The organism is Alloalcanivorax mobilis (assembly GCF_002864685.1).
GTDB classification, from domain to species: Bacteria; Pseudomonadota; Gammaproteobacteria; order Pseudomonadales; family Alcanivoracaceae; genus Alloalcanivorax; species Alloalcanivorax mobilis.
The window spans coordinates 47,183-67,020 of the sequence record NZ_NMQZ01000003.1 but is presented as its reverse complement, the minus strand read 5'-3'; the positions used below and the strand labels follow the sequence as shown (position 1 = coordinate 67,020).

The following is a 19,838-nucleotide window of genomic DNA, read 5'->3' as shown; positions in this document are numbered from 1 at the left end:
GTCAGGGGGTCTCCGTCTTGTTGGCGTCACCGTTCTCAAGGCTCTCGCCTTTTTCGACCTTCTCGGAGTTGCTGGCTGGTATCACCAGGCGCACCCGTTTGTCGCCTTCGCTGCTGGCGTCGACCCGGCGGGAATCCAGGTTGTATTCCACCTTGGCGCCTTCAAAGGTGTTGCCCTGGTGTTTCACATAGGCGTTGCCGGTCAGGATCAGTTGCCGGCCGCGCAGGTCGTAGACCAGGTTTTGCGCGTGGGCTTCCAGATCGGTGCCTTCGTTCATGCGCACCGGGTTGCCGCTGGCCTCCACGCGCACCAGTTGCTCGTTTTCGGTGAACAGGCGGATCACGTCGGCGCGCATGCGGCGGTTGCCTTGCACCAGCACCGCGTTGCCCTGGTATACGCCGGTGCCGGCATTTTGCTCGAACACCGCTTTGTCGGCGGTGATTTCCACCGGGCCTTGCGGCTGGGCGGCATCGGCCACGGGCACCAACAAGCTGGCGGCGAACAGGGCGCCGAGCAGCGCCGTGCGGCCGGGTTTATCGGGTGCCTTTGAAGTCACTTACCACTCCTTCGCTGAGGGTCATCTCGCCACTGTCGAGCTGCACTTCCATCTTGCCGGCCCGGGTGCTGCCCTGGGTTTGGCGAATGTCGACATCGGTCGGGGCGAGCACCCGCTGGGCGTCGCCAAAATACTGCAATTCATTGGTGTTGAGGGTCAGGCCGCGCCTCTCGTTGCGGGCCTCCACCTTGTTCTGGAAGACGATCAGATCACCGTTGTTGCGCACTTCACCATGCAGGGACTGAATCGTCCAGGCGCCGTCCTTGTTGTCCATGGTCAGCACCGGTTTGTCCAGCAGGGTGAGCGGGTCGTGGTCGTACTGCTCCAGATGATCGGCGGTCAGATGGTACTGGACCTCGCCGGTGTCGGCGTTGAAGGTCTTGGCGATTACGTTGCCCGCCACGATCATCGGGGCGCTGAGAAACGCCTGCTGGTTTTCGTCCAGGGGGTTGTCCCATTCGTGCAGGGTCATCAGCACGATCAGGCCGAGCAGCACGATGCCGGTGACGCTGAGCAGGCCCTGGCGTTTCATGGCTGGCCCCGGGCGGCGAGCAGAGCGTCGCACACTTCGCGCACGGCGCCTTCGCCACCGCGTGCGGCGGTAACATGATCGGCGGCTTGCCGGGCACAGGCGTGGCCGTTGGCCGGAGCGACGGTGATCCGCGCCCAGCGCAGTGCCGAGACGTCCGGTTCGTCGTCGCCCATATAGCCGGTTTCCCCGGGCTGCACGTTCAGCGTGGTGGCCAGTTCGGCGAGCGCCTCGCCTTTGTCTTCGCGGCCCTGAATGACATGCTCTATGCCCAGCTCACGGGCGCGGCGCGCCACCATCGGCGTGTCACGGCCGGTGATCAGGGCCAGGGTCACGCCGCTGGCGGCGAGCTTTTTCAAGCCATGGCCGTCCAGGGTGTGAAACACCTTCAATTGCTCGCCCTCCGGGCCATAGTAAAGACGGCCATCGGTGAGCACGCCGTCCACGTCGAACGCCATCAGTTTCAAGGCGCGCGCGTCGGCGACCGGGATTGTCAGGGGCTTGGGGCTGGCGGTCATTCACATCACCCCGGCGCGCAGCAGATCCTGGGTATTGAGCGCGCCGACCGGATGGTGCCGTTCGTCGCACACGATCAGGCCATTGATTTTGCGGGTTTCCATGATCTGCAGGGCTTCGGCGGCAAGGTGGTTGGCGGCCAGGGTGATCGGCTCCGATGACATCACTTCACGGATGCCGGCCTGGCGGATGTCCAGGCCCTTTTCCAGGGTGCGGCGCAGATCGCCGTCGGTGAAGATGCCGATCAGGCGGCCGCTGGCGTCGATCACCGCGGTCATGCCCAGCCCTTTGCGGGTCATTTCCAGCAGCGCTTCACTGAGGCTGGCCTGTTCGCGCACCACCGGCAGTTGCTCGCCAGCGTGCATCACGTCCTCGACCTTGAGCAGCAGCCGCCGGCCCAGGCTGCCGCCGGGGTGGCTCAGCGCGAAATCCTCGGGGGTGAAGCCGCGCGCTTCCAGCAGCGCGATGGCGAGCGCGTCGCCCATCGCCAGAGTGGCGGTGGTGGAGGAGGTCGGGGCCAGGTTGTGCGGGCAGGCTTCCTCGGCCACCGCCACGTCCAGGTGCACGTCGGAAAGCTGCGCCAGTGAGGAGTCGGGCCGGCCGGTCATGCTGATCAGCGCCGTGCCCTTGCGCTTGATCACCGGCACGATGGTCAGCACCTCGGCGGTTTCGCCGGAGTTGGACAGCGCCAGTACCACGTCGTCGCTGGTGATCATGCCCAGATCGCCGTGGGAGGCTTCGCCGGGGTGCACGAAAAACGCCGGCGTGCCGGTGCTGGCCAGGGTGGCGGCCAGTTTGCTGCCAATATGGCCGCTTTTGCCCATGCCGGTGACAATCACCCGGCCCTGGCAGGCCATGATGGTGTCGCAGGCAGCGCGGAAATCATCGTTGACGCGGTCGGCGAGGGCGGTGACCGCCCGGGCTTCCACATCCAGCACCCGGCGGGCGGTGGCGAGGTAATCAAAACTCATCTATTGGGCCTGTTCACAATTCCTGGTCGTCGCGGCGGCGATTATACACCTCATCGGCGGCCGTGGTCCTTTTTGGCGCAACCTGACCCGCCGCCGATTCAGACCATGGTGGTGGCGCCCCGTTCCCGGAACCTGACGCCGCCGCCGTGTTCCAATCCTTGAAAGCGGGCAATACCCGACAGTCAGGAATACGCCTGGACACCCTGTGATGAAAGCCGTACAACCGGGGCCAATCAGGGCGTGAACCGCAAGGGAGTGACGAATGACCGTTAAACAACGTTTTGTTTCCATGATCGCCGTGCTGCTGATGCTGAGCTCGGGGCTGGCCCAGGCGGCCCAGGACCCGCGCGAACTGGTGCAGCAGACCGTGGAGCGGATGACCAGCCGCATCGACGCGGAGCGTGACAAGCTCAACAAGGACCCCGCCTACGCCCAGCAGCTGGTGCGTGAGGAACTGGTGGATCTGGTGGATTTCAAGCGCATCACCCGCATGGTGATGGGCGAGTATTTCGATCAGGCCAGTAAAGAGCAGAAGTACCGTTTCCTGGATATCTTCAAGGAAAGCCTGATCAACACCTATGCCTCCGGGGTGACCCTCTACGAGGGGCAGAAGATCAAGGTGTTGCCGATGCGCGAGGAGGACCGCAAGGGCAATTACGCCCGGGTGCGCGTGGAGATGAACACCAATACCGGCAAGACCGTGCCGGTGTTCTTCACCCTGTTTTTGGACAACGACCAGTGGAAGGTCATCAACGTCTACGTCAATGGTCTGGATCTGCGCAACGTCTATCAGCTGCAGTTCGCCCAGTCCATGCAGCAGTACGGCGACCTGGATAAGGTGATCGATAACTGGTCCGCCAAAAACGCCGATGTGGAAGAGAAGGTCGACGTGGAATCCGGTCAAGGCTCCTGATGCCAATCATGGCCCGGGCAGAGCGGGTCGATTCTGGCGCCGGTGGCGCTTCGGGTCGGCCTGGCCTGGCTACTTTGCCGCCTTGTTTTTCTCCGGCGCCGCCTTCCCGGCAGGTTCATCGATAGGCAGGTGCGACGGACTGCGGGCGCCGGGGCCGATCTCCACATGTACATGGCGAGGGTCGAGCGGCTCCTGGCACTCGGAGCAGACCTGCACGGGATAAAAGAGCTGGCCACAGCTCTTGTGACGGTGCAAAACGGGTGGACCTTTCTTGCCGGCCATATGCACATCGCCCCAATGAACGATGGATATTATCACGGGATAGAGGTCGAGACCTTTTTGCGTCAGCCGATATTCATAGCGCGTCGGCCGCTCCTGATAGGCAACCTTAGTCAGGATGAAGTTGTCGACCAGCTTCTGAAGGCGATCCGCCAGAATAGGACGGCCAATTCCGAGGCGATCCTGAAAGTGGTCGAAGCGGCGCACTTTCAGAAAGCAGTCGCGAAGGATGAGCAGCGTCCAACGGTCACCAATGACCGATAGGGTTCGCGCCATTGAGCAAGATTGCTGACCCAGCTCGCTCCACTGCATTGATCTTCTCCTTCGCCTCGGGGCACGCGGTTGGCCTGGAGTCAATTTTAAATTAGCACTGACTCGATAGCAATGTGCTGGCCGGTCTGGCGGGCATACGGTCCGTGGGCGGCGGCGACAGCGGAACGTGCCGCCCGGCCGGGCGAGCCGGGCTGTCATAAGAGCCTGCTTGATTCCGGGGTCACGGTTGCGGGCCGCAATGACAAGCCACCGCGCCCTCGCGTATCATTGCCCGTTCATTGGAACGAGGAGTGATCATGAAGTCGGAAGACGTGAAGGCGCTGGTGGAAGCCGGTTTCGAGGATGCCGATGTGGCCGTGGAAGGGGAAGGCGATCGCTTTCTGATCCGCGTGATATCCGATGCCTTCGAAGGCTTGATGCCGGTGAAGAAGCAGCAATTGGTGTACAGCTGCATTAATCCGCGGATCGCCGACAATTCGATTCACGCCGTCTCCATCAAGACCTTTACCCGCGCCGAGTGGGACAAAGCCCAGAAGATGGGCCTCGCCTGAGGCGTGCGCGCCATCGGCTCACCGTGACCGCCCCGAGAGACCTCCATGGATAAACTGATTATCACCGGTGGGAAACGCCTGGATGGCGAGATCCGCATTTCCGGCTCGAAGAATTCTTCATTGCCGATCCTTGCCGCCACCCTGCTGGCCAGCGAACCGGTCACGATCGGCAATCTGCCCCATTTGCAGGATGTCACCACCCTGATCGAGTTGCTCGGCCGCATGGGCGTGCACGTGGTCATCGACGACAAGCTCAATGTGGAGGTCAACGCCACCACCATCGAATCCCTGGTGGCGCCGTACGACCTGGTCAAGACCATGCGCGCCTCGATTCTGGTGTTGGGGCCGCTGGTGGCGCATTTCGGTGAGGCCGAGGTGTCGTTGCCCGGTGGCTGCGCGATCGGTTCGCGGCCGGTGGACATCCACCTGCGCGGCCTGGAAGCCATGGGCGCCGAGATCGAGGTGACCAACGGCTATGTGAAAGCGCGGGTGGATGGCCGCCTCAAGGGCGCGCGCATCGTCATGGACACGGTCACCGTGACCGGCACCGAGAACCTGCTGATGGCGGCCGCCCTGGCCGAGGGCACCACCATTTTGGAAAACGCCGCCCGTGAGCCGGAAGTGGTGGATTTGGCGAATTTCATCAACCGCATGGGCGGCAAGGTGAAAGGCGCCGGCACCGACACCATTACCGTGGAAGGCGTGGAGCGGCTCAAGGGCTGTCACCACGAGGTGATTTCGGACCGCATCGAAACCGGCACCTATCTGATCGCCGCCGCCATCACCGGCGGGCGCATCAAGTGCAAGGGCACCGACCCGAGTCTGCTTGACGCGGTGTTGCAGAAACTGGAAGAAGCCGGCGCGGTGATTGAAACCGGCGACGACTGGATCAGCCTGGACATGCAAGGCCGGCGCCCCCGCTCGGTGAATTTGCGCACCGCGCCGTACCCGGCCATGCCCACCGATATGCAGGCCCAGTTCACCGCCCTCAATACGGTGGCGGAAGGCACCGGCACGATTGTCGAGACGGTGTTCGAAAACCGCTTTATGCACGTGCAGGAAATGAACCGCATGGGCGCGGAAATCGAAGTGCAGGGCAACACCGCCATTTGTCGCGGCGTCGCCAGCCTCACCGGCGCGCCGGTGATGGCCACCGATTTGCGGGCGTCCGCGTCGCTGGTGATCGCCGCCCTGGTCGCCGATGGCGACACCACCGTGCAGCGTATCTACCACATTGATCGTGGCTACGAATGCATCGAGGAGAAACTGCAATCGCTGGGCGCCGTGATTCGTCGCGTGCCCGGCTGAACGGAAAAACCATGTCCGAGAAACCCCTGATCATCGCGCTTTCCAAAGGGCGAATCCTGAAAGAGACGCTGCCGCTGCTCAAGCACGCGGGCATCGAGATGCTGGAAGACCCGGCCGCCTCGCGCAAGCTGATCTTCGACACCAGCCATCCGAACGTGAAGATCGTGATCATTCGCGCCACCGACGTGCCGCCTTTCGTGCAGCATGGCGGCGCCGATCTGGGCGTGGCCGGCAAGGATGTGCTGATGGAGCACGGCGCCGAGGGGTTGTTCGAGCCGCTCGATCTGGAAATCGCCCGCTGCAAGCTGATGGTGGCGGGCCTGAAAGACGCGCCGCCGGTGAGTGGCCGGCTGCGCGTGGCCTCCAAGTTCGTCAACGTGGCGCGCCGCTATTTTGCCCAGCAGGGCAAACAGGTGGAGATCATCAAGCTCTACGGCGCCATGGAATTGGCGCCGCTGGTGGGGCTGGCGGACCGCATCGTCGACATCGTCGACACCGGCAACACGTTGCGCGCCAACGGCCTGGAACCCACCGAGGTGATCGCCCAGGTGTCGTCGAGAATCGTGGTCAGCCGGGCCAGCATGAAAACCCGCCACGGGGAAATTCAGACCATTCTGGATAAACTGGAACAAGCGGTGATCGAGAAGCGGACGCAGCAATGAAAACCACCCGTCTCAATGCCAACGACGCGGACTTCCGGCAGCGCCTGACGGCACTGACCGCCTGGAGCGAAGAACGCGACGAGGAAGTGGCCGAGCGCGTGCGCGGCATCGTGCGCGACGTGGCCCGCCGTGGCGACGCCGCGGTGGTGGAATACACCAATCGCTTTGACCGCCGCGACGCCACCTCCATGGCCGACCTCACCGTGGGCCGGGAGCAGCTGCTGGCGGCCCTGGCGCGGTTGCCCGCCGATCAGCGCCGCGCCCTGGAAGCTGCCGCCGAGCGCGTCACCGATTATCACCAGCGCCAGAAGCAGGACTCCTGGAGCTACCGCGACGCCGACGGCACGCTGTTGGGTCAGCAGGTTACGGCGCTCGACCGGGCCGGCATTTATGTGCCCGGCGGCAAGGCCGCCTACCCCAGTTCGGTGCTGATGAATGCTCTGCCGGCACGAGTCGCCGGTGTCGGCGAAATCGTCATGGTCAGCCCGGCGCCGGATGGCGAAGTCAATGACATGGTGCTGGCGGCCGCCGCCATCGCCGGCATCGACCGGGTGTTCACCGTCGGTGGCGCCCAGGCGGTGGCGGCGCTTGCCTACGGCACCGACACGGTGCCCGGCGTGGACAAGATCGTTGGCCCGGGCAACATCTATGTGGCCGAGGCCAAGCGCCAGGTGTTCGGCAAGGTGGGCATCGACATGATCGCCGGGCCCTCCGAAATCCTGGTGGTTTGCGACGGCAAAACCGATCCCGACTGGATCGCCATGGATCTGTTCTCCCAGGCCGAACACGACGAAGAAGCGCAGTCGATTCTGGTCAGCCCGGACGGCGCCTTTATCGAGCGGGTGGCCGAGGCCATGGAGCGTCTGGCGCCGAGCCTGGAGCGCGAACACATCATTCGCACCGCCATCGCCAACCGGGGTGCCTTTATTGAAGTGGCGGACATGGAGCAGGCGTTCGAGGTGATCAACCTGATCAGCCCCGAGCACCTGGAATTGTCCATGGACGACGCCGAGGCCTGGGCGCCACGGGTGCGCCACGCCGGCGCCATCTTCCTCGGCCGCCACACCCCCGAAGCCCTGGGCGATTACTGCGCCGGCCCCAACCACGTGCTGCCGACCAGCGCCACGGCGCGGTTCTCCTCGCCGCTGGGGGTGTACGATTTCCAAAAGCGCAGCTCGCTGATCGGCTGTTCACCGCAAGGCGCCAGCGAACTGGGCAAAACCGCCTCGGTACTGGCCCGCGCCGAAAGCCTCACCGCCCACGCCCGCAGCGCTGAGTTGCGCATAAAGAAGGAATAAACGCACCGGTGTCCGTGCGACCGGAACCGATGTTGGTACGCTTCCGGCCGGGTGTTGGTCTGACGTCGGACGTCTGAAGTCGGACGCTAGCCCATCCGGTCGTCGAGTCGTGGTTTAGGTTTTCGCGTCCGACGTCCGACGTCAGACGTCCGACCCAGGAGTACTCATGAGCAAATTCTGGAGTCCGTTCGTTCGCGATCTGGAGCCTTACGTGCCCGGCGAGCAGCCGAAGATGAGCCGGCTGGTGAAGCTCAATACCAATGAGCATCCGCTGGGGCCGTCGCCGCGGGTGATCGAGGCGATCCGTGACGCCGCGGATGAGCGTTTGCGCTTGTACCCGGACCCGGACGCCAGCGAGCTGAAAGACGCCATCGCCGCCTACTATCGGCTCAAGCCGAGCCAGGTATTTCTCGGCAATGGCTCCGACGAAGTGTTGGCGCATCTGTTTCTGGGCTTGTTCAAGCAGGATCGGCCAATTCTGTTCCCGGACATCACTTACAGTTTTTATAAAGTCTATTGCGGTCTTTATGGCATCGACTATCAGACGGTGCCGCTCAACGACGATCTGGCCATCGATCTGGCCGATTATCAGCGCCCCAACGGCGGCCTGATTTTCCCCAACCCCAACGCCCCCACCGGACAGCCGTTGTCGCTGGACGCGATCGCCCGGGTGGCCGAAGCAAACCCGGATTCGGTGGTGGTGGTGGACGAAGCCTATGTGGATTTCGGCGCCGACACCGCCATCGCCCTGGTGGACCGGTACGCCAATTTGTTGGTGGTGCAGACGTTGTCCAAATCCCGTGCCCTGGCGGGCATCCGGGTGGGGTTCGCGATTGGCCACGAAGGCCTGATCGAAGGGCTGGAGCGGGTCAAAAACAGCTTCAACTCCTACCCTCTGGACCGCCTCGCCATTGCCGCCGGCCGCGCCGCCTTCGAAGACGAAGCCTGGTTCCAGCAGGGCCGCAAGCTGGTGATCGACGAGCGCGAAAGCCTGAGCGCTGTTCTCAACGGCCTGGGTTTTCAGGTGCTGCCCTCGGCCGCCAATTTCCTGTTCGCCCGCCACCCCGATCACAGCGGCGCCGACCTGGCCCTGGCCCTGCGCGAACGCGGCATCATCGTGCGCCACTTCGGCAAACCCGAACGCATCCAGGATTACCTGCGCATCACCATTGGCCGCCCGGAGCAGAACCGGGAACTGGTGCAGGCGTTGGGGGATATTTTGAGTTGAAAGTTGAAAGTTGAAAGTTAAAAGTTAAAGGCGGCTTCGTTGATAGGGCGCGGAGGCTGGCAGCGATGCACGGCAAGCCCGGTTCGCGTGCACGGCCTTTTCGCACGGCAGGCCCTTCGATCGTGCTTTTAACTTTTAACTTTTAACTTTTAACTTTTTATTCCTTCGCCGGCGGGCGGGTGCCGACGGTCACCGCCAGTCCCAGCTCCTGACGGTTGCGCAGCACGTTGAGAATGATCTTGGTGCCCGGTTCGGTACCGGCGATCAGGTTCATCGCCGCGTAGCCGTCGGGCATCGCCTCACCGTTTACACCCACCAGCACATCGCCGGCCTGCAGGCCGGCTTTTTGCGCCGGGCTGCCGGCGACCACCTCGGTGACCACGCCGCCGTGCACTTCCTCCAGACCAAAGCTTTCCGCCAGATTGGGGTTCATGTCCTGCACGGTGACGCCCAGATAGCCGCGAATCACCCGGCCGTGCTCGATCAGATCGGACATCACCTCGGCGGCGATGGAGGCCGGCGTGGCGAAGCCGATGCCTTGCCAGTTGCCGTCCGAAGAGAGAATGGCGGTGTTGATGCCGATCAAGTGGCCGCGGGTGTCGATCAGCGCGCCGCCGGAGTTGCCGCGATTAATGGCGGCGTCGGTCTGGATGAAATTCTCGAAGGTGGCGATGCCAAGATGACTGCGGCCGGTGGCGCTGACAATGCCCATGGACACGGTCTGGCCGATGCCCAGCGGGTTGCCGATGGCCAGCACCACGTCGCCCACGCGCACCGGTTTGGGGCCGTTGAGTTTCACCTCCGGCAGGTTTTCCAGGGCGATCTGCAGCAGCGCCAGGTCGGTTTCCGGGTCGGTGCCGACCACCCGTGCCGGTGCGTCGCGGCCGTCGCGCAGCGCCACCAGAATCTCGTCGGCCTCGCGAATCACGTGATAGCTGGTGAGAATGTAACCCTCGGAAGAGACAATCACCCCCGAGCCCAGGCTGCCCAGCGCGCGCTCGCGGCGCGGGCGTTCCATGAAACGGTCGAACATGGGGTTGTCGGAAAGGCTGTCGTTATTGGTGACGATCTGGGTGGTGTAGATGTTCACCACCGCCGGCGCCGCCAGCGACACCGCGTCGGCGTAGCTGTCCGCGGTGGGTGCCCGGACACCCCGCGCATCGTGCGCGCCGGGCCCCTGTTGAAACCACCACAGCACCGCCAGACCCACAATCAGCCCGGCCAGAACCGGCAAGGCCAGAAACCGGAACAGCTTCACCACTGAGTTTGCCCCCAAGAATCATGTAAACTGCGCGCAATATTAGCAGATCGGCGGCGGCTTGGGGCTGCCGCAGCGCGATCCTGAAAACGGCGTACCGGCCACCCGCGCCGAGCGCCGCTTTCGCCACGGACTCACTGGCAGGGGGCACCCATGTTAAAACGAGACCATCTGCTCACCGTGCTCGACGGCGAGCTGCAGACGCCGCGCTTTCGCGATTACTGCCCCAACGGCTTGCAGGTGGAAGGGCGCGACCAGGTGCGGCGGCTGGTGACCGGCGTTACCGCCTGCCAAGCGCTGATTGACGCGGCGGTGGTCGAAGAAGCGGACGCCATTCTGGTGCACCACGGCTATTTCTGGAAAAACGAAGACGCCCGCGTGCGCGGCATGAAAAAGCAGCGCCTGCAAAGTCTGTTGCGCCACGACATCAGCCTGTTCGCCTATCATTTGCCGCTGGATGCGCACCCGCGCCTGGGTAACAATGCCCAGCTCGCCCGCCGCTTGGGGTTGCGGGTAGAAGGTGGTCTCGAGCCGGACAACCCGCTGTCGGTGGGCAACATCGGCCGCCTCGAAGAGCCGATGAGCGCCGGGGATTTCGCTGCCCATGTGGAAGCGGTACTGGGCCGCGAAGCGCTGCACATTGGCGACACCGAGGATGAAATCGAGACCCTGGCCTGGTGCACCGGCGCCGCCCAGGGCTTTATCGAGCAGGCCCAGGCGCTGGGCGTGGACGCCTATCTGAGCGGTGAAATTTCCGAGCCCACCACTCATTTCGCCCGCGAAACCGGCATCCACTATTTCGCCTGTGGCCACCACGCCACCGAACGTTACGGCGTGCAGGCGGTGGGCGAATGGCTGGCCAACGAATACGGGCTGGAGCACATCTTCATCGATATCGATAACCCGGTCTGAGCCGAGGGCTCCAAGGCGGGTGGAAACGGTCGGGATTTAACCGCGATCCGTGCTGACGCACGGCGCGGCCTCAAGGAATTCAATGAACATCACCGTGATCTATAACCCCACCGCCGGCGGCGGCAGGGTGCGGCGCTTGCGCCACTTCGTGCGTGCCCTGGAAGCGGGCGGCGCGCGGGTGCGCCTGTATTACACCAAGGCCCCCGGCGACGCCACGCGTTATCTGCGGGCGCTGGAGGAGCAGGGCGAATGCGTGGTCGCCGCCGGCGGCGATGGCACCACCAACGACGTCATCAACGGTCTGAACCCCGGGGTCATGCTGGGCTTGTTTCCGATCGGCACCGCCAACGTATTGGCGCGCGAGGTGAATATGCCGAAACGCCCGGACGCCGCCGCCCGGGTGATTCTTGAAGGGCGCACCCTGCCGGTGACGCCGGCGCGCCTTAACGGGCGCCGCTTCATGGTGATGTGTGGCATCGGCTATGACGCCTGGGTGGTGGATCAGGTGGATCTGATTCTCAAACGCCGGGTCGGCAAGCTCGCCTATGTGATCAGTATGATCCGGCAGTTGTTTCGCTACGGCCAGGTGCGGTATCGGATCACCGTGGATGGCCGGCCCCTCGACTGCTTCTCAGCGGTGATCACCCATGGCCGTTATTATGGCGGCAGCTTTCTGCTCAGCCGCAAGGCGAGCCTGTCCCGGCCCAGCTTGCAGGTGCTGATGTTCCAGCGCCCGGGCATCACCTTTCTGCTGCGCTGCCTGGCGGCACTGCCGCTGGGCCGCATGGAGCGGGTGCCCGGCGTCGCCTCGCTGAGTGCCGAACGGGTCACCGTCAGCGCGCCGGGGCTGGAACCGGTGCAAACCGACGGCGACCCGACCGGTTTCCTGCCCGCGGACATCGCCATGGAAGAGCAGCCGGTGCTGATGCGGGTGCCGTGGGCATGAGGGTTGTAACGTCGGACGTCTGATGTCGGACGTCCGACGCTAAGCCCGGGCCTGAGAAGTTGGCAATATTTCCTGCCAGACCGGAACAGCCTGGCAGGAAACACGCCATGGCCTGGAAGATGAATGTTAAGCGTCCAGACGTCCGACATCAGACGTCCGACGTCCCAAAGCATAAGCCCCAAACCGAACGATCTTAGCAGCGGTGGAGCCGGGGCAGGTGGCCCCGGTATAATGCGCCGCCCAATCCATCGACGATTAATTCTAGGGAGTGAACATGTCGCAACTGGTGCAACCCCATGGCAGCGAAACGCTGAACATTCTGCTGCTGGAAGGCGCGGAGCGTGAGCAGGCGCTGGCCGCGGCGCGGTCCTTGCCGAAAATCACCCTCAGCTCCCGGGAGCGCGGTGACCTGATCATGTTCGGCATCGGCGGCTTCACCCCCCTGGATGGTTTCATGGGCAAAGCCGACTGGCAGAGCGTGTGCGACAACATGGCTCTTGCCAATGGCGTGTTCTGGCCGATTCCGATTACCCTGTCCACCGACCAGGCTACCGCCGACGGCCTTTCCGAAGGCAGCGAAGTGGCGCTGGTGGACGACAGCGGCGAAATCATGGGTTCCATGCGCCTCGATGAGAAGTACACCATCGACAAGGCCCATGAGTGCCAGCAGGTGTTCAAAACCACCGACGAAGAGCACCCCGGCGTGAAAATGGTGCTGGCCCAGGGCGACGTCAACCTGGCCGGCCCGGTGAAGGTGTTCAGCCAGGGCGAATTCCCGGAGAAATACGCCGGCATCTACATGACCCCCACCGAAACCCGCGCCATGTTCGAGCAGCGCGGCTGGAAAACGGTGGTGGCGTTCCAGACCCGTAACCCGATGCACCGCTCCCATGAGCATCTGGCCAAGATCGCCATCGAAATCTGCGACGGCGTAATGGTGCACTCGCTGCTGGGCAACCTGAAGCCCGGCGATATCCCGGCGGAAGTGCGCCAGGAAGCGATCAAAACGCTGATCGACAACTACTTCGTGGAAAACACCGTGGTGCAATCGGGCTACCCGCTGGACATGCGCTACGCCGGCCCCCGCGAGGCGCTGCTGCACGCCCTGTTCCGCCAGAACTACGGTTGCTCGCACCTGATCGTGGGCCGTGACCACGCCGGCGTGGGTGACTACTACGGCCCGTTCGACGCCCACCACATTTTCGATGAGATCCCCGAGAACGCGCTGATCACCCAGCCGCTGAAAATCGACTGGACGTTCTGGTGCGACAAGTGCGGCACCATGTCCAGCCTGCGCACCTGCCCGCACGACGCCGAAGACCGCGTGCTGGTGTCCGGCACCAAGCTGCGCAAACTGCTCAGCGAAGGCGGCGAAGTGCCCGACAACTTCAGCCGGCCCGAGGTGCTCAGCGTACTGCGTGCCTACTACCAGGGCCTGCAGGAGCACGAGAAAGTGAAAGTGGAACTGAAAGGCCACTCGGCGCGTTGATCGTCGCCAAGCCATAAAAAAACCGGCCTCGCGCCGGTTTTTTTATGGGGGAACAGGGAGGGAAGAGCCCCCATGTGACGGGTGGCCGTGCCGCGAGGTGGCGTTGGCGGCGCGCCGGGGCGTCGCTGGCTGGGCCTGCTCCTGCGCGACCCTTGCATAGGGCCACGTAGGAGCAGGCCCAGCCAGCGACAGGTTTTTTTATCTTTAGCGTCCGGCGTCCGGCGTCCGGCGTTACGCCCGGCGTTTGCTGTCCGTGTTCTCCTCATCACCGGCGTCGGCGTAGTCACGCGGCGGCTCGATCACGATCTCCGGGCCTTCCTCGTCCACTTCCAGCGGGCTGAACGGCCCATCCGCTTTCTGGCGCAGCCCGAAATCCTCGGACAGCGTGCCCTGGGCCTTAGGGGCGTAATCGAGCGGTTGGGACAGCGGCGCTTCCGGTTCGTCGTAGGCGCTGTCCAGGCTCTTGGCGGCGGCGCGCTTGCGGCCGCCCTCGCTGCACAGCGCCTGGGCGCCCTGGGAGAGATGCTGATGCACCGCCCGATAAGCCTGGGTCATGTCGTTAACCAGTTCGGCGGTGTGCAGAAAGTGATGGTCGACCTGATCGCGGTAATGATTGAGCGCGTTGCGGGCATCGTCGCGTTCGCGCATCACCGCGCTGGACTGGCGGCGAGCGGGCAGGAACCAATACAGCAGGCCGGCGCCGACCACCAGGCCGGCGAGAAAACAGATCACATTGGTTGTCAGCATATCCATGTCATACTCCTTAGCCTGCTCATTGCAGCACAGTCGCCATCGCCGCGCCAAGCACGACGCGACGGAAATTGTATCGGGAGAAAACCATGAGCCGAGAACGACTGGCCCTGGAAGGGCCCTCGGGCAATCTTGAGGCGGTTCTCGAAGGTGAAACCGACACGCCTTCGCTGCTGGCCATCGTTTGCCATCCGCACCCTCTGTTCGGGGGCACCATGGACAACAAAGTCGTCACCACCCTCAGCCGCGCGGCCCGCGATGCCGGCGCCGCGGTGGTGCGCTTTAACTTTCGGGGCGTGGGCAACAGCCAGGGCGCGTACAGCGAAGGCGCCGGCGAAGCCGAGGATCTGATCGCCGTGCACCACTGGCTGACGCGGCGCTACCCGGGCCTGCCGCTGTGGCTGGCCGGCTTTTCCTTTGGCAGTTACGTGGCCGCCCATGGCGCCGAGGTGTTGGCCGCCAATGGCGATGCGCCGGCGGCGCTGATGCTGGTGGCGCCACCGGTGCATCACTTCGACTTTAACGGCATCGAACGGGTCGGCTGCCCGGTGACCGTGGTGCAGGGCGAAGACGACGAAGTGGTGCCCGCCGAACAGGTGTTCCGCTGGGTGGAACAAACGCCGTTGGCGCCGGATCTGATCCGCTTTCCGGACAGCGGCCATTTCTTTCACGGCAACCTTCCCGATCTCAAGGAAGTGGCCGCCTCGCGGCTGCCGGGATCGTCCTGATCGGCACAGCGTCGGCGCCAGCCTTGTTGTAACCCCGCGCGCTCAACGCTACATTGAGCGCCCCTTTCTTTTGCCACGCCCGTGAATCATGACGCCCCTTGAGAAGTACCGGGCCGATCTGGCCCGCCCGGAGTTCGTGCAGGACGCCGCGCAGGAACAGGCGGTGCGCGCGCTGGATGATCTCTATCACCGGTTGGTGGACGCGCCGCCGGCCCCCAGCGGTCTGCTGGCGCGGTTGCGCAAGGCGAAACCGAAGCCGCTCACCGGCCTGTACATGTGGGGCGGCGTCGGCCGGGGTAAAACCTACCTGATGGACGTGTTCTTCGCCTGCCTGCCGTTCGAGCAAAAGCGGCGCATGCATTTCCACCGTTTCATGCAGAAAGTGCACCGCCAGATGCGCGAGCGCCAGGGCGAGAAAAACCCGCTGGAGAGCATCGCCCGGGAATTCGCGGGCCGCTACCGGGTGCTGTGTTTCGACGAGTTCTTCGTCACCGACATCACCGACGCGATGATTCTTGCCACCCTGATGCAGACTCTGTTCGAGCAGGGCGTGACCCTGGTGGCCACCTCCAACATCGAACCGGACGGCCTCTATAAAGACGGCCTGCAGCGCGCCCGCTTCCTGCCCGCCATCGAGCTGCTCAAACAGCACACCCGGGTGCTCAACGTGGACGGCGGCAAGGACCACCGCCTGCGCTTGCTCGAGCAGGCGGAATTGTTTCACTGCCCGCTCGGCCCCGATGCGGACCGCTTTATGAGCGATCGCTTCGCGGCGCTTGCCAGCGAACACGGCCGCCACCGCGAGCAGGGCAACCTGCTGGTGGAGGGCCGCAAAATCGCCACCGTGAAATCCGCCGACGACGTGGTCTGGTTCGATTTCGAGGCGATCTGCGACGGCCCGCGCAGCCAGAGCGATTACATCGAAATCGCCCGCGAATTCCAGACCGTGCTGGTCTCCAACGTGGAGCGCATGGGCGTTGGCAGCGATGACCGCGCGCGGCGCTTTATCAACCTGGTCGACGAGTTCTACGACCGCGCCGTGAAGCTGGTGATCACCGCCGAAACCCCGATCGAAGACCTCTACGCCGGCGGCCGCCTGGACTTCGAATTCGAACGCACCCGCTCGCGCTTGCTGGAGATGCAATCGCAGGAATACCTGGCGCGGGAGCACCTCGCCTAGGCTAGGTGCAGCTTCAAGCTTCAAGCTACAGCTACAAGCAAGCCATGTCGGGGCGGAGGGCGGTGGCCGCCGGCACGGCCAGCTTGTCGCTTGAAGCTTGCCACTCGCGGCGAAGCCGCGTTGATCATTTTGGTCATTGCCTCGCCCGCCTGGCTTGGACACTCTGTATCCCTGCCTGAGACAACCGGAGACTGCGATGATCCCCCGTACCCTGTTCAATTCCGACCACGAAACCTTTCGCGATACCGTGCGTAAGTTCCTGGAAAACGAGGCCGTGCCTCACCATGAAGAGTGGGAACAGACCGGGCAGGTGCCCAAAGAACTGTGGCGCAAGGCCGGCGAGCAGGGTTTTTTGTGCCCGATGGTGAGCGAGGCCTACGGCGGCATCGACGCGGATTTTCTCTACAGTGTGGTGATCAGCGAGGAGGTGTCCCGCGCCGGGCTCACCGGCATCGGCTGGGGCCTGCACACCGAGATCGTGGCGCCCTACATTGAGCACTACGGCTCCGAGGAAATGAAACAGCGGCTGCTGCCGAAAATGGTCACCGGCGAGCTGATCGGCGCCATCGCCATGAGTGAACCCGGCGCTGGCTCCGACCTGCAGGGCGTGAAAACCACCGCCGTGAAAGACGGCGACCACTACATTCTGAACGGCTCCAAGACCTTTATCACCAACGGCCAGAACGCCGACATCGTGATCGTGGTGGCCAAGACCGACCCGAGTAAGGGCGCCAAGGGCACCAGCCTGATCATCGTCGAAGCGGGCATGGAAGGCTTCGAGAAGGGCAAGAACCTGAAGAAAGTGGGCATGAAGGCCCAGGACACCTCCGAACTGTTCTTCCAGGACGTCAAAGTGCCGGCCGGCAATCTGATCGGCGAAGAGGGCATGGGCTTTGTCTACCTGATGCAGGAGCTGCCCCAGGAGCGCCTGGGCATCGCCATCAACGGCCTGGCCATGGCCGAAAGCGCGTTCCAGCACACCCTGGACTACGTGAAAGAGCGCAAGGCCTTCGGCCAGCGCGTCGCCGATTTCCAGAATACCCAGTTTAAAATGGCGGAAATGAGCACCAAACTCGACGTCGCCCGCGCCTACGTGGACCGCTGCCTGGAAATGCATCTTAAAAAGGAGCTCGATATCCCCACCGCCGCCGGCGCCAAATACTGGGTCACCGACCTGCAGTGCGAGATCATCGACGAGTGCGTGCAACTGCACGGCGGCTACGGCTACATGTGGGAATACCCGATCGCGCGCATGTACGCCGACGCCCGGGTGCAGCGCATCTACGGCGGCACCAACGAGATCATGAAGACCATCATCAGCCGCGCCCTGCTGGCCTGACCCCGCGACCCGCACCGTCGGGCGCCGTCCGGCGGTGTGGGCAGGCCAACCCGGTTGGCGGGCGGCAAATTGACGGCGGTAAAAAAGCTTGCGCTGACAGCCCGATCCTCCGACGCTAAAGGCCTTATTAAAAACGCCTTGGGGAAGGACGATGGCACACGCACGCCGGCGGGCCGGATCAAGTGTCCGCGCAGCGGCGGCGCTGGGTGCGCTGCTGTGGGCACTGGCTCTGGCCGCCTGCGGCGGCGGCGGTGATGGCAAGGCGCCAGAACCCGTTGACGATATCACCGGCCTGACTCTGCACGGCGACCCGCAGGCGGTCACCGGTCAGGCGGTTGGCATCGTCGCCACCGTCCCCGACGCCTACACCCGATTTCAATGGACCCAGCTCGCCGGCCCGGATGTTGCCCTGCTGACACCGCGCAGCGCCGCCATTGGCTTCGAGGCACCGGAACAGGGCGTGTACCGCTTCAGCCTCACCGCGCGCACCGACGGCGGTGCCGGCCTTTCCGACACCTTTGAAATCACCGTCTCCGACGGCGCGCCGCCCGCCGGCGCCCTGCGCCGCGACCGCGCGCTCAGCGCCCGAGGCCAGACCTCGCTGCGTTTTTGGGTGGACGGCGCGCTCAACCCGCGCAATATCCGCTTCCGTCAGATCCAAGGCCCCGCCGCCGACTTCGCCTACGGCAGCGACCCCAGGCTGCTCTACCTCACCGCGCCCACCGTGCCCGGCGACCGGGTGCTGGTGATCGAAGCCAGCGCCGACACCGACGCCGGACCGGTCAGCGACCGCGCCTATCTGGTGGTGCAAAACCGGGCTGCGGGCAACAGCCCTTATTTCTGCGACGGCGCCAACGGCCGCCTGTGCGCCACCAACCGCTCCCTCGGCGCGCTGCACCCCTACCTGGCCGCCAGTCCCTACGCCAATGCGCTGCAGCAATGCGTGTTCAGCAACCGCCTCACCGCCGCCACCCTGTGCAGCGTGGCGACACTGCCGCCGCTGGGGCTGGATACGGACCTGCCCAGTGTCGATCAGGTGATGGGCCGGGTGCTGGTGTCCCAGGACTGGATGGGCCGACGTTTCCGCGATTTTCTCACCGAACAGGACCCGCACGGTGACTTTCGAAGGCTGCTGCGCGCCACCACCGCCGTGGTGCTCTCCGACGACATCCGCCCCTCGTTCTACTGGTCGCTCACCGGCGCCATCTACCTCGACCCGGACAAACTCTGGCTGACCGCCGACGAGCGCGACCTGATCAACGAACGCCCCGACGCGCGCGGCGACTTCGGCACCACCATGCAGTTCGACGTGTTTGTCCGCTACCTGCGCGGCACCCACCTCGCCACGCCCACGGCCAATCGCCTGGCCCGCGCCAGCCGTGAGCCAGACGACCTGATCGCCCCGCTCGGCGCACTGCTCTACCACGAGCTCGCCCACGCCAACGACGACCTGCCCCCCGGCACCCTGGACCAACTCGACCCCCTGCGCCCGCTGTACTCGCAGATCGACCGTGACCGCACCGTCTCCAGCGAGCTCTACGCCACCCAGGGCCGTGACCTCGACGCGGACATCACCGCCCTGGCGCAAATCTTCTACGCCGGCCTCGACCCCACCGACGCCCAACAAGCGACCACCCCGGAAACCTTCGCCGACCGCTTCTTCAACGACGAAGCCAACGATTTCTACAACTACTCCACCCGCGACGAAGACGTCGCCATGCTCTTCGAAGAAACCATGATGGGCCTGCGCTACCAACTCGACACCGACCTCGCCGTGGTGCGCGCCCCCGCCGCCAACAACGGCGACACCCGCTACCCCGTGGTGCAAGGCCAGCGCAACCGCGTCGGCGACGACGCCATCGCCCCGTTCGCCGACTACCTGGTAAGCCGGCTGCTCCCCGAAGCCGCCGCCGACGCCAGCGCCCACCTCGCCGCCCTCGACCCGGAACCCCTGTGCACCGGGCTGCCGTTCAACGACACCCGCGGCCCGGACTGCGACGACGCCGTTGTCAGCGCCGCGCGGTCGTTCAACGTCGACGCGGAGCAGGCCCCGCGCCGGCGATACTATTCGCCGCCGGCGCCGTGAAAAGGGCGGGGACATTCGCGGCTGGAAAGGGCTGCCACCATTGCGGCAGCTTTTTGCCCCCTGGCC

20 protein-coding genes are annotated in these 19,838 nt (G+C 64.3%); 13 read left to right on the top strand and 7 right to left on the bottom strand.

All coding sequences use genetic code 11. The annotated features are described in order from the left end of the window. Nucleotide 1: 1 nt before the first annotated feature. Genes lptA through CGS25_RS03025 form a run of 4 tightly spaced genes read right to left on the bottom strand, consistent with a single transcriptional unit; the run spans nucleotide 2 to nucleotide 2,572 of the window. Entirely contained in the window at nucleotides 2-556 is a 555-nt protein-coding gene (gene lptA, locus CGS25_RS03040) for a lipopolysaccharide transport periplasmic protein LptA (RefSeq protein WP_232802229.1), read from the bottom strand. Beyond that, nucleotides 534-1,088: an LPS export ABC transporter periplasmic protein LptC gene (gene lptC / locus CGS25_RS03035; protein WP_101674563.1), complete on the bottom strand. Its 555-nt coding sequence runs from the start codon at nucleotides 1,086-1,088 to the stop codon at nucleotides 534-536. Before lptC ends, lptA begins: the two co-directional genes overlap by 23 nt. Further along, complete coding sequence (locus CGS25_RS03030; protein ID WP_101674562.1) at nucleotides 1,085-1,603, bottom strand: KdsC family phosphatase; 519 nt, start codon at nucleotides 1,601-1,603, stop codon at nucleotides 1,085-1,087. Before CGS25_RS03030 ends, lptC begins: the two co-directional genes overlap by 4 nt. Further along, nucleotides 1,604-2,572, bottom strand: a complete 969-nt coding sequence (locus CGS25_RS03025) for a KpsF/GutQ family sugar-phosphate isomerase (RefSeq protein WP_089032995.1) — start codon at nucleotides 2,570-2,572, stop codon at nucleotides 1,604-1,606. It abuts the gene before it with no gap. Nucleotides 2,573-2,834: 262 nt separating this feature from the next. Here CGS25_RS03025 and CGS25_RS03020 point away from each other — a divergent pair, with 262 nt between their 5' ends. Beyond that, on the top strand, nucleotides 2,835-3,485 hold the full coding sequence (locus tag CGS25_RS03020) for an MlaC/ttg2D family ABC transporter substrate-binding protein (protein ID WP_101674561.1): 651 nt from the start codon (nucleotides 2,835-2,837) through the stop codon (nucleotides 3,483-3,485). 69 nt (nucleotides 3,486-3,554) lie between these two features. Here CGS25_RS03020 and CGS25_RS03015 read toward each other — a convergent pair whose 3' ends face one another. After that, nucleotides 3,555-4,076, bottom strand: a complete 522-nt coding sequence (locus tag CGS25_RS03015; protein WP_101674560.1) for a winged helix-turn-helix transcriptional regulator — start codon at nucleotides 4,074-4,076, stop codon at nucleotides 3,555-3,557. Between the two features lie 257 nt (nucleotides 4,077-4,333). Here CGS25_RS03015 and CGS25_RS03010 point away from each other — a divergent pair, with 257 nt between their 5' ends. The 5 genes from CGS25_RS03010 (at nucleotide 4,334) to hisC (ending at nucleotide 9,084) form a co-directional block, all read left to right on the top strand. Further along, nucleotides 4,334-4,588: a BolA family protein gene (locus CGS25_RS03010; protein ID WP_089032992.1), complete on the top strand. Its 255-nt coding sequence runs from the start codon at nucleotides 4,334-4,336 to the stop codon at nucleotides 4,586-4,588. 45 nt (nucleotides 4,589-4,633) lie between these two features. Continuing rightward, nucleotides 4,634-5,896: a UDP-N-acetylglucosamine 1-carboxyvinyltransferase gene (gene murA / locus CGS25_RS03005; protein ID WP_101674559.1), complete on the top strand. Its 1,263-nt coding sequence runs from the start codon at nucleotides 4,634-4,636 to the stop codon at nucleotides 5,894-5,896. 11 nt (nucleotides 5,897-5,907) lie between these two features. Then, nucleotides 5,908-6,558: an ATP phosphoribosyltransferase gene (gene hisG / locus CGS25_RS03000; protein WP_089032990.1), complete on the top strand. Its 651-nt coding sequence runs from the start codon at nucleotides 5,908-5,910 to the stop codon at nucleotides 6,556-6,558. Then, complete coding sequence (gene hisD / locus CGS25_RS02995) at nucleotides 6,555-7,856, top strand: histidinol dehydrogenase (RefSeq protein ID WP_101674558.1); 1,302 nt, start codon at nucleotides 6,555-6,557, stop codon at nucleotides 7,854-7,856. The genes hisG and hisD overlap by 4 nt, the downstream gene beginning before the upstream one ends. 166 nt (nucleotides 7,857-8,022) lie before the next feature. Continuing rightward, nucleotides 8,023-9,084, top strand: a complete 1,062-nt coding sequence (hisC, locus tag CGS25_RS02990; RefSeq protein ID WP_101674557.1) for a histidinol-phosphate transaminase — start codon at nucleotides 8,023-8,025, stop codon at nucleotides 9,082-9,084. A 157-nt stretch (nucleotides 9,085-9,241) separates the two neighbouring features. On the opposite strand, the gene CGS25_RS02985 is transcribed toward hisC, so the two are convergent. Then, on the bottom strand, nucleotides 9,242-10,342 hold the full coding sequence (locus CGS25_RS02985; protein ID WP_408608717.1) for a trypsin-like peptidase domain-containing protein: 1,101 nt from the start codon (nucleotides 10,340-10,342) through the stop codon (nucleotides 9,242-9,244). A 153-nt stretch (nucleotides 10,343-10,495) separates the two neighbouring features. Between CGS25_RS02985 and CGS25_RS02980 the strand changes: the two genes are divergently transcribed. From CGS25_RS02980 to sat, 3 genes are all read left to right on the top strand, one after another. Continuing rightward, a complete protein-coding gene (locus CGS25_RS02980; RefSeq protein WP_089032986.1) occupies nucleotides 10,496-11,254 on the top strand; it encodes a Nif3-like dinuclear metal center hexameric protein in 759 nt (252 codons plus the stop codon). A gap of 82 nt (nucleotides 11,255-11,336) precedes the next feature. Next, a complete protein-coding gene (locus tag CGS25_RS02975; protein ID WP_101674555.1) occupies nucleotides 11,337-12,200 on the top strand; it encodes a diacylglycerol/lipid kinase family protein in 864 nt (287 codons plus the stop codon). A gap of 274 nt (nucleotides 12,201-12,474) precedes the next feature. Next, complete coding sequence (gene sat / locus CGS25_RS02970; protein ID WP_089032984.1) at nucleotides 12,475-13,689, top strand: sulfate adenylyltransferase; 1,215 nt, start codon at nucleotides 12,475-12,477, stop codon at nucleotides 13,687-13,689. Between the two features lie 231 nt (nucleotides 13,690-13,920). Here the strand turns inward: sat and CGS25_RS02965 are convergent, their stop codons facing one another. Beyond that, nucleotides 13,921-14,442 (bottom strand): YhcB family protein, encoded by a 522-nt coding sequence (locus tag CGS25_RS02965; protein ID WP_101674554.1) that lies wholly within the window; start codon nucleotides 14,440-14,442, stop codon nucleotides 13,921-13,923. A gap of 86 nt (nucleotides 14,443-14,528) precedes the next feature. Here CGS25_RS02965 and CGS25_RS02960 point away from each other — a divergent pair, with 86 nt between their 5' ends. From CGS25_RS02960 to CGS25_RS02945, 4 genes are all read left to right on the top strand, one after another. Beyond that, nucleotides 14,529-15,167 (top strand): alpha/beta hydrolase, encoded by a 639-nt coding sequence (locus CGS25_RS02960; protein WP_101674553.1) that lies wholly within the window; start codon nucleotides 14,529-14,531, stop codon nucleotides 15,165-15,167. An 88-nt stretch (nucleotides 15,168-15,255) separates the two neighbouring features. After that, nucleotides 15,256-16,347 carry a cell division protein ZapE gene (gene zapE, locus CGS25_RS02955; protein ID WP_089032981.1) on the top strand — a complete coding sequence of 364 codons (1,092 nt, stop codon included), beginning with the start codon at nucleotides 15,256-15,258 and terminating at the stop codon, nucleotides 16,345-16,347. A gap of 196 nt (nucleotides 16,348-16,543) precedes the next feature. After that, complete coding sequence (locus tag CGS25_RS02950) at nucleotides 16,544-17,686, top strand: acyl-CoA dehydrogenase family protein (protein WP_089032980.1); 1,143 nt, start codon at nucleotides 16,544-16,546, stop codon at nucleotides 17,684-17,686. A gap of 151 nt (nucleotides 17,687-17,837) precedes the next feature. Beyond that, nucleotides 17,838-19,772 (top strand): PKD domain-containing protein, encoded by a 1,935-nt coding sequence (locus CGS25_RS02945; RefSeq protein WP_101674552.1) that lies wholly within the window; start codon nucleotides 17,838-17,840, stop codon nucleotides 19,770-19,772. The last annotated feature ends 66 nt before the right edge of the window (nucleotides 19,773-19,838 follow it).

Bases quoted from the DNA above. Each gene is read 5' to 3' on its own strand.
- CGS25_RS03030 (WP_101674562.1), bottom strand. From the start codon at position 1,603: ATGACCGCCAGCCCCAAGCCCCTGACAATCCCGGTCGCCGACGCGCGC.
- CGS25_RS02950 (WP_089032980.1), top strand. From the start codon at position 16,544: ATGATCCCCCGTACCCTGTTCAATTCCGACCACGAAACCTTTCGCGAT.
- sat (WP_089032984.1), top strand. From the start codon at position 12,475: ATGTCGCAACTGGTGCAACCCCATGGCAGCGAAACGCTGAACATTCTG.
- murA (WP_101674559.1), top strand. From the start codon at position 4,634: ATGGATAAACTGATTATCACCGGTGGGAAACGCCTGGATGGCGAGATC.
- CGS25_RS03015 (WP_101674560.1), bottom strand. From the start codon at position 4,076: ATGCAGTGGAGCGAGCTGGGTCAGCAATCTTGCTCAATGGCGCGAACC.
- CGS25_RS02965 (WP_101674554.1), bottom strand. From the start codon at position 14,442: ATGGATATGCTGACAACCAATGTGATCTGTTTTCTCGCCGGCCTGGTG.
- CGS25_RS02975 (WP_101674555.1), top strand. From the start codon at position 11,337: ATGAACATCACCGTGATCTATAACCCCACCGCCGGCGGCGGCAGGGTG.
- zapE (WP_089032981.1), top strand. From the start codon at position 15,256: ATGACGCCCCTTGAGAAGTACCGGGCCGATCTGGCCCGCCCGGAGTTC.
- CGS25_RS02980 (WP_089032986.1), top strand. From the start codon at position 10,496: ATGTTAAAACGAGACCATCTGCTCACCGTGCTCGACGGCGAGCTGCAG.
- hisD (WP_101674558.1), top strand. From the start codon at position 6,555: ATGAAAACCACCCGTCTCAATGCCAACGACGCGGACTTCCGGCAGCGC.
- lptC (WP_101674563.1), bottom strand. From the start codon at position 1,088: ATGAAACGCCAGGGCCTGCTCAGCGTCACCGGCATCGTGCTGCTCGGC.
- CGS25_RS02945 (WP_101674552.1), top strand. From the start codon at position 17,838: ATGGCACACGCACGCCGGCGGGCCGGATCAAGTGTCCGCGCAGCGGCG.
- hisC (WP_101674557.1), top strand. From the start codon at position 8,023: ATGAGCAAATTCTGGAGTCCGTTCGTTCGCGATCTGGAGCCTTACGTG.
- hisG (WP_089032990.1), top strand. From the start codon at position 5,908: ATGTCCGAGAAACCCCTGATCATCGCGCTTTCCAAAGGGCGAATCCTG.
- CGS25_RS03010 (WP_089032992.1), top strand. From the start codon at position 4,334: ATGAAGTCGGAAGACGTGAAGGCGCTGGTGGAAGCCGGTTTCGAGGAT.
- CGS25_RS03025 (WP_089032995.1), bottom strand. From the start codon at position 2,572: ATGAGTTTTGATTACCTCGCCACCGCCCGCCGGGTGCTGGATGTGGAA.
- CGS25_RS03020 (WP_101674561.1), top strand. From the start codon at position 2,835: ATGACCGTTAAACAACGTTTTGTTTCCATGATCGCCGTGCTGCTGATG.
- CGS25_RS02960 (WP_101674553.1), top strand. From the start codon at position 14,529: ATGAGCCGAGAACGACTGGCCCTGGAAGGGCCCTCGGGCAATCTTGAG.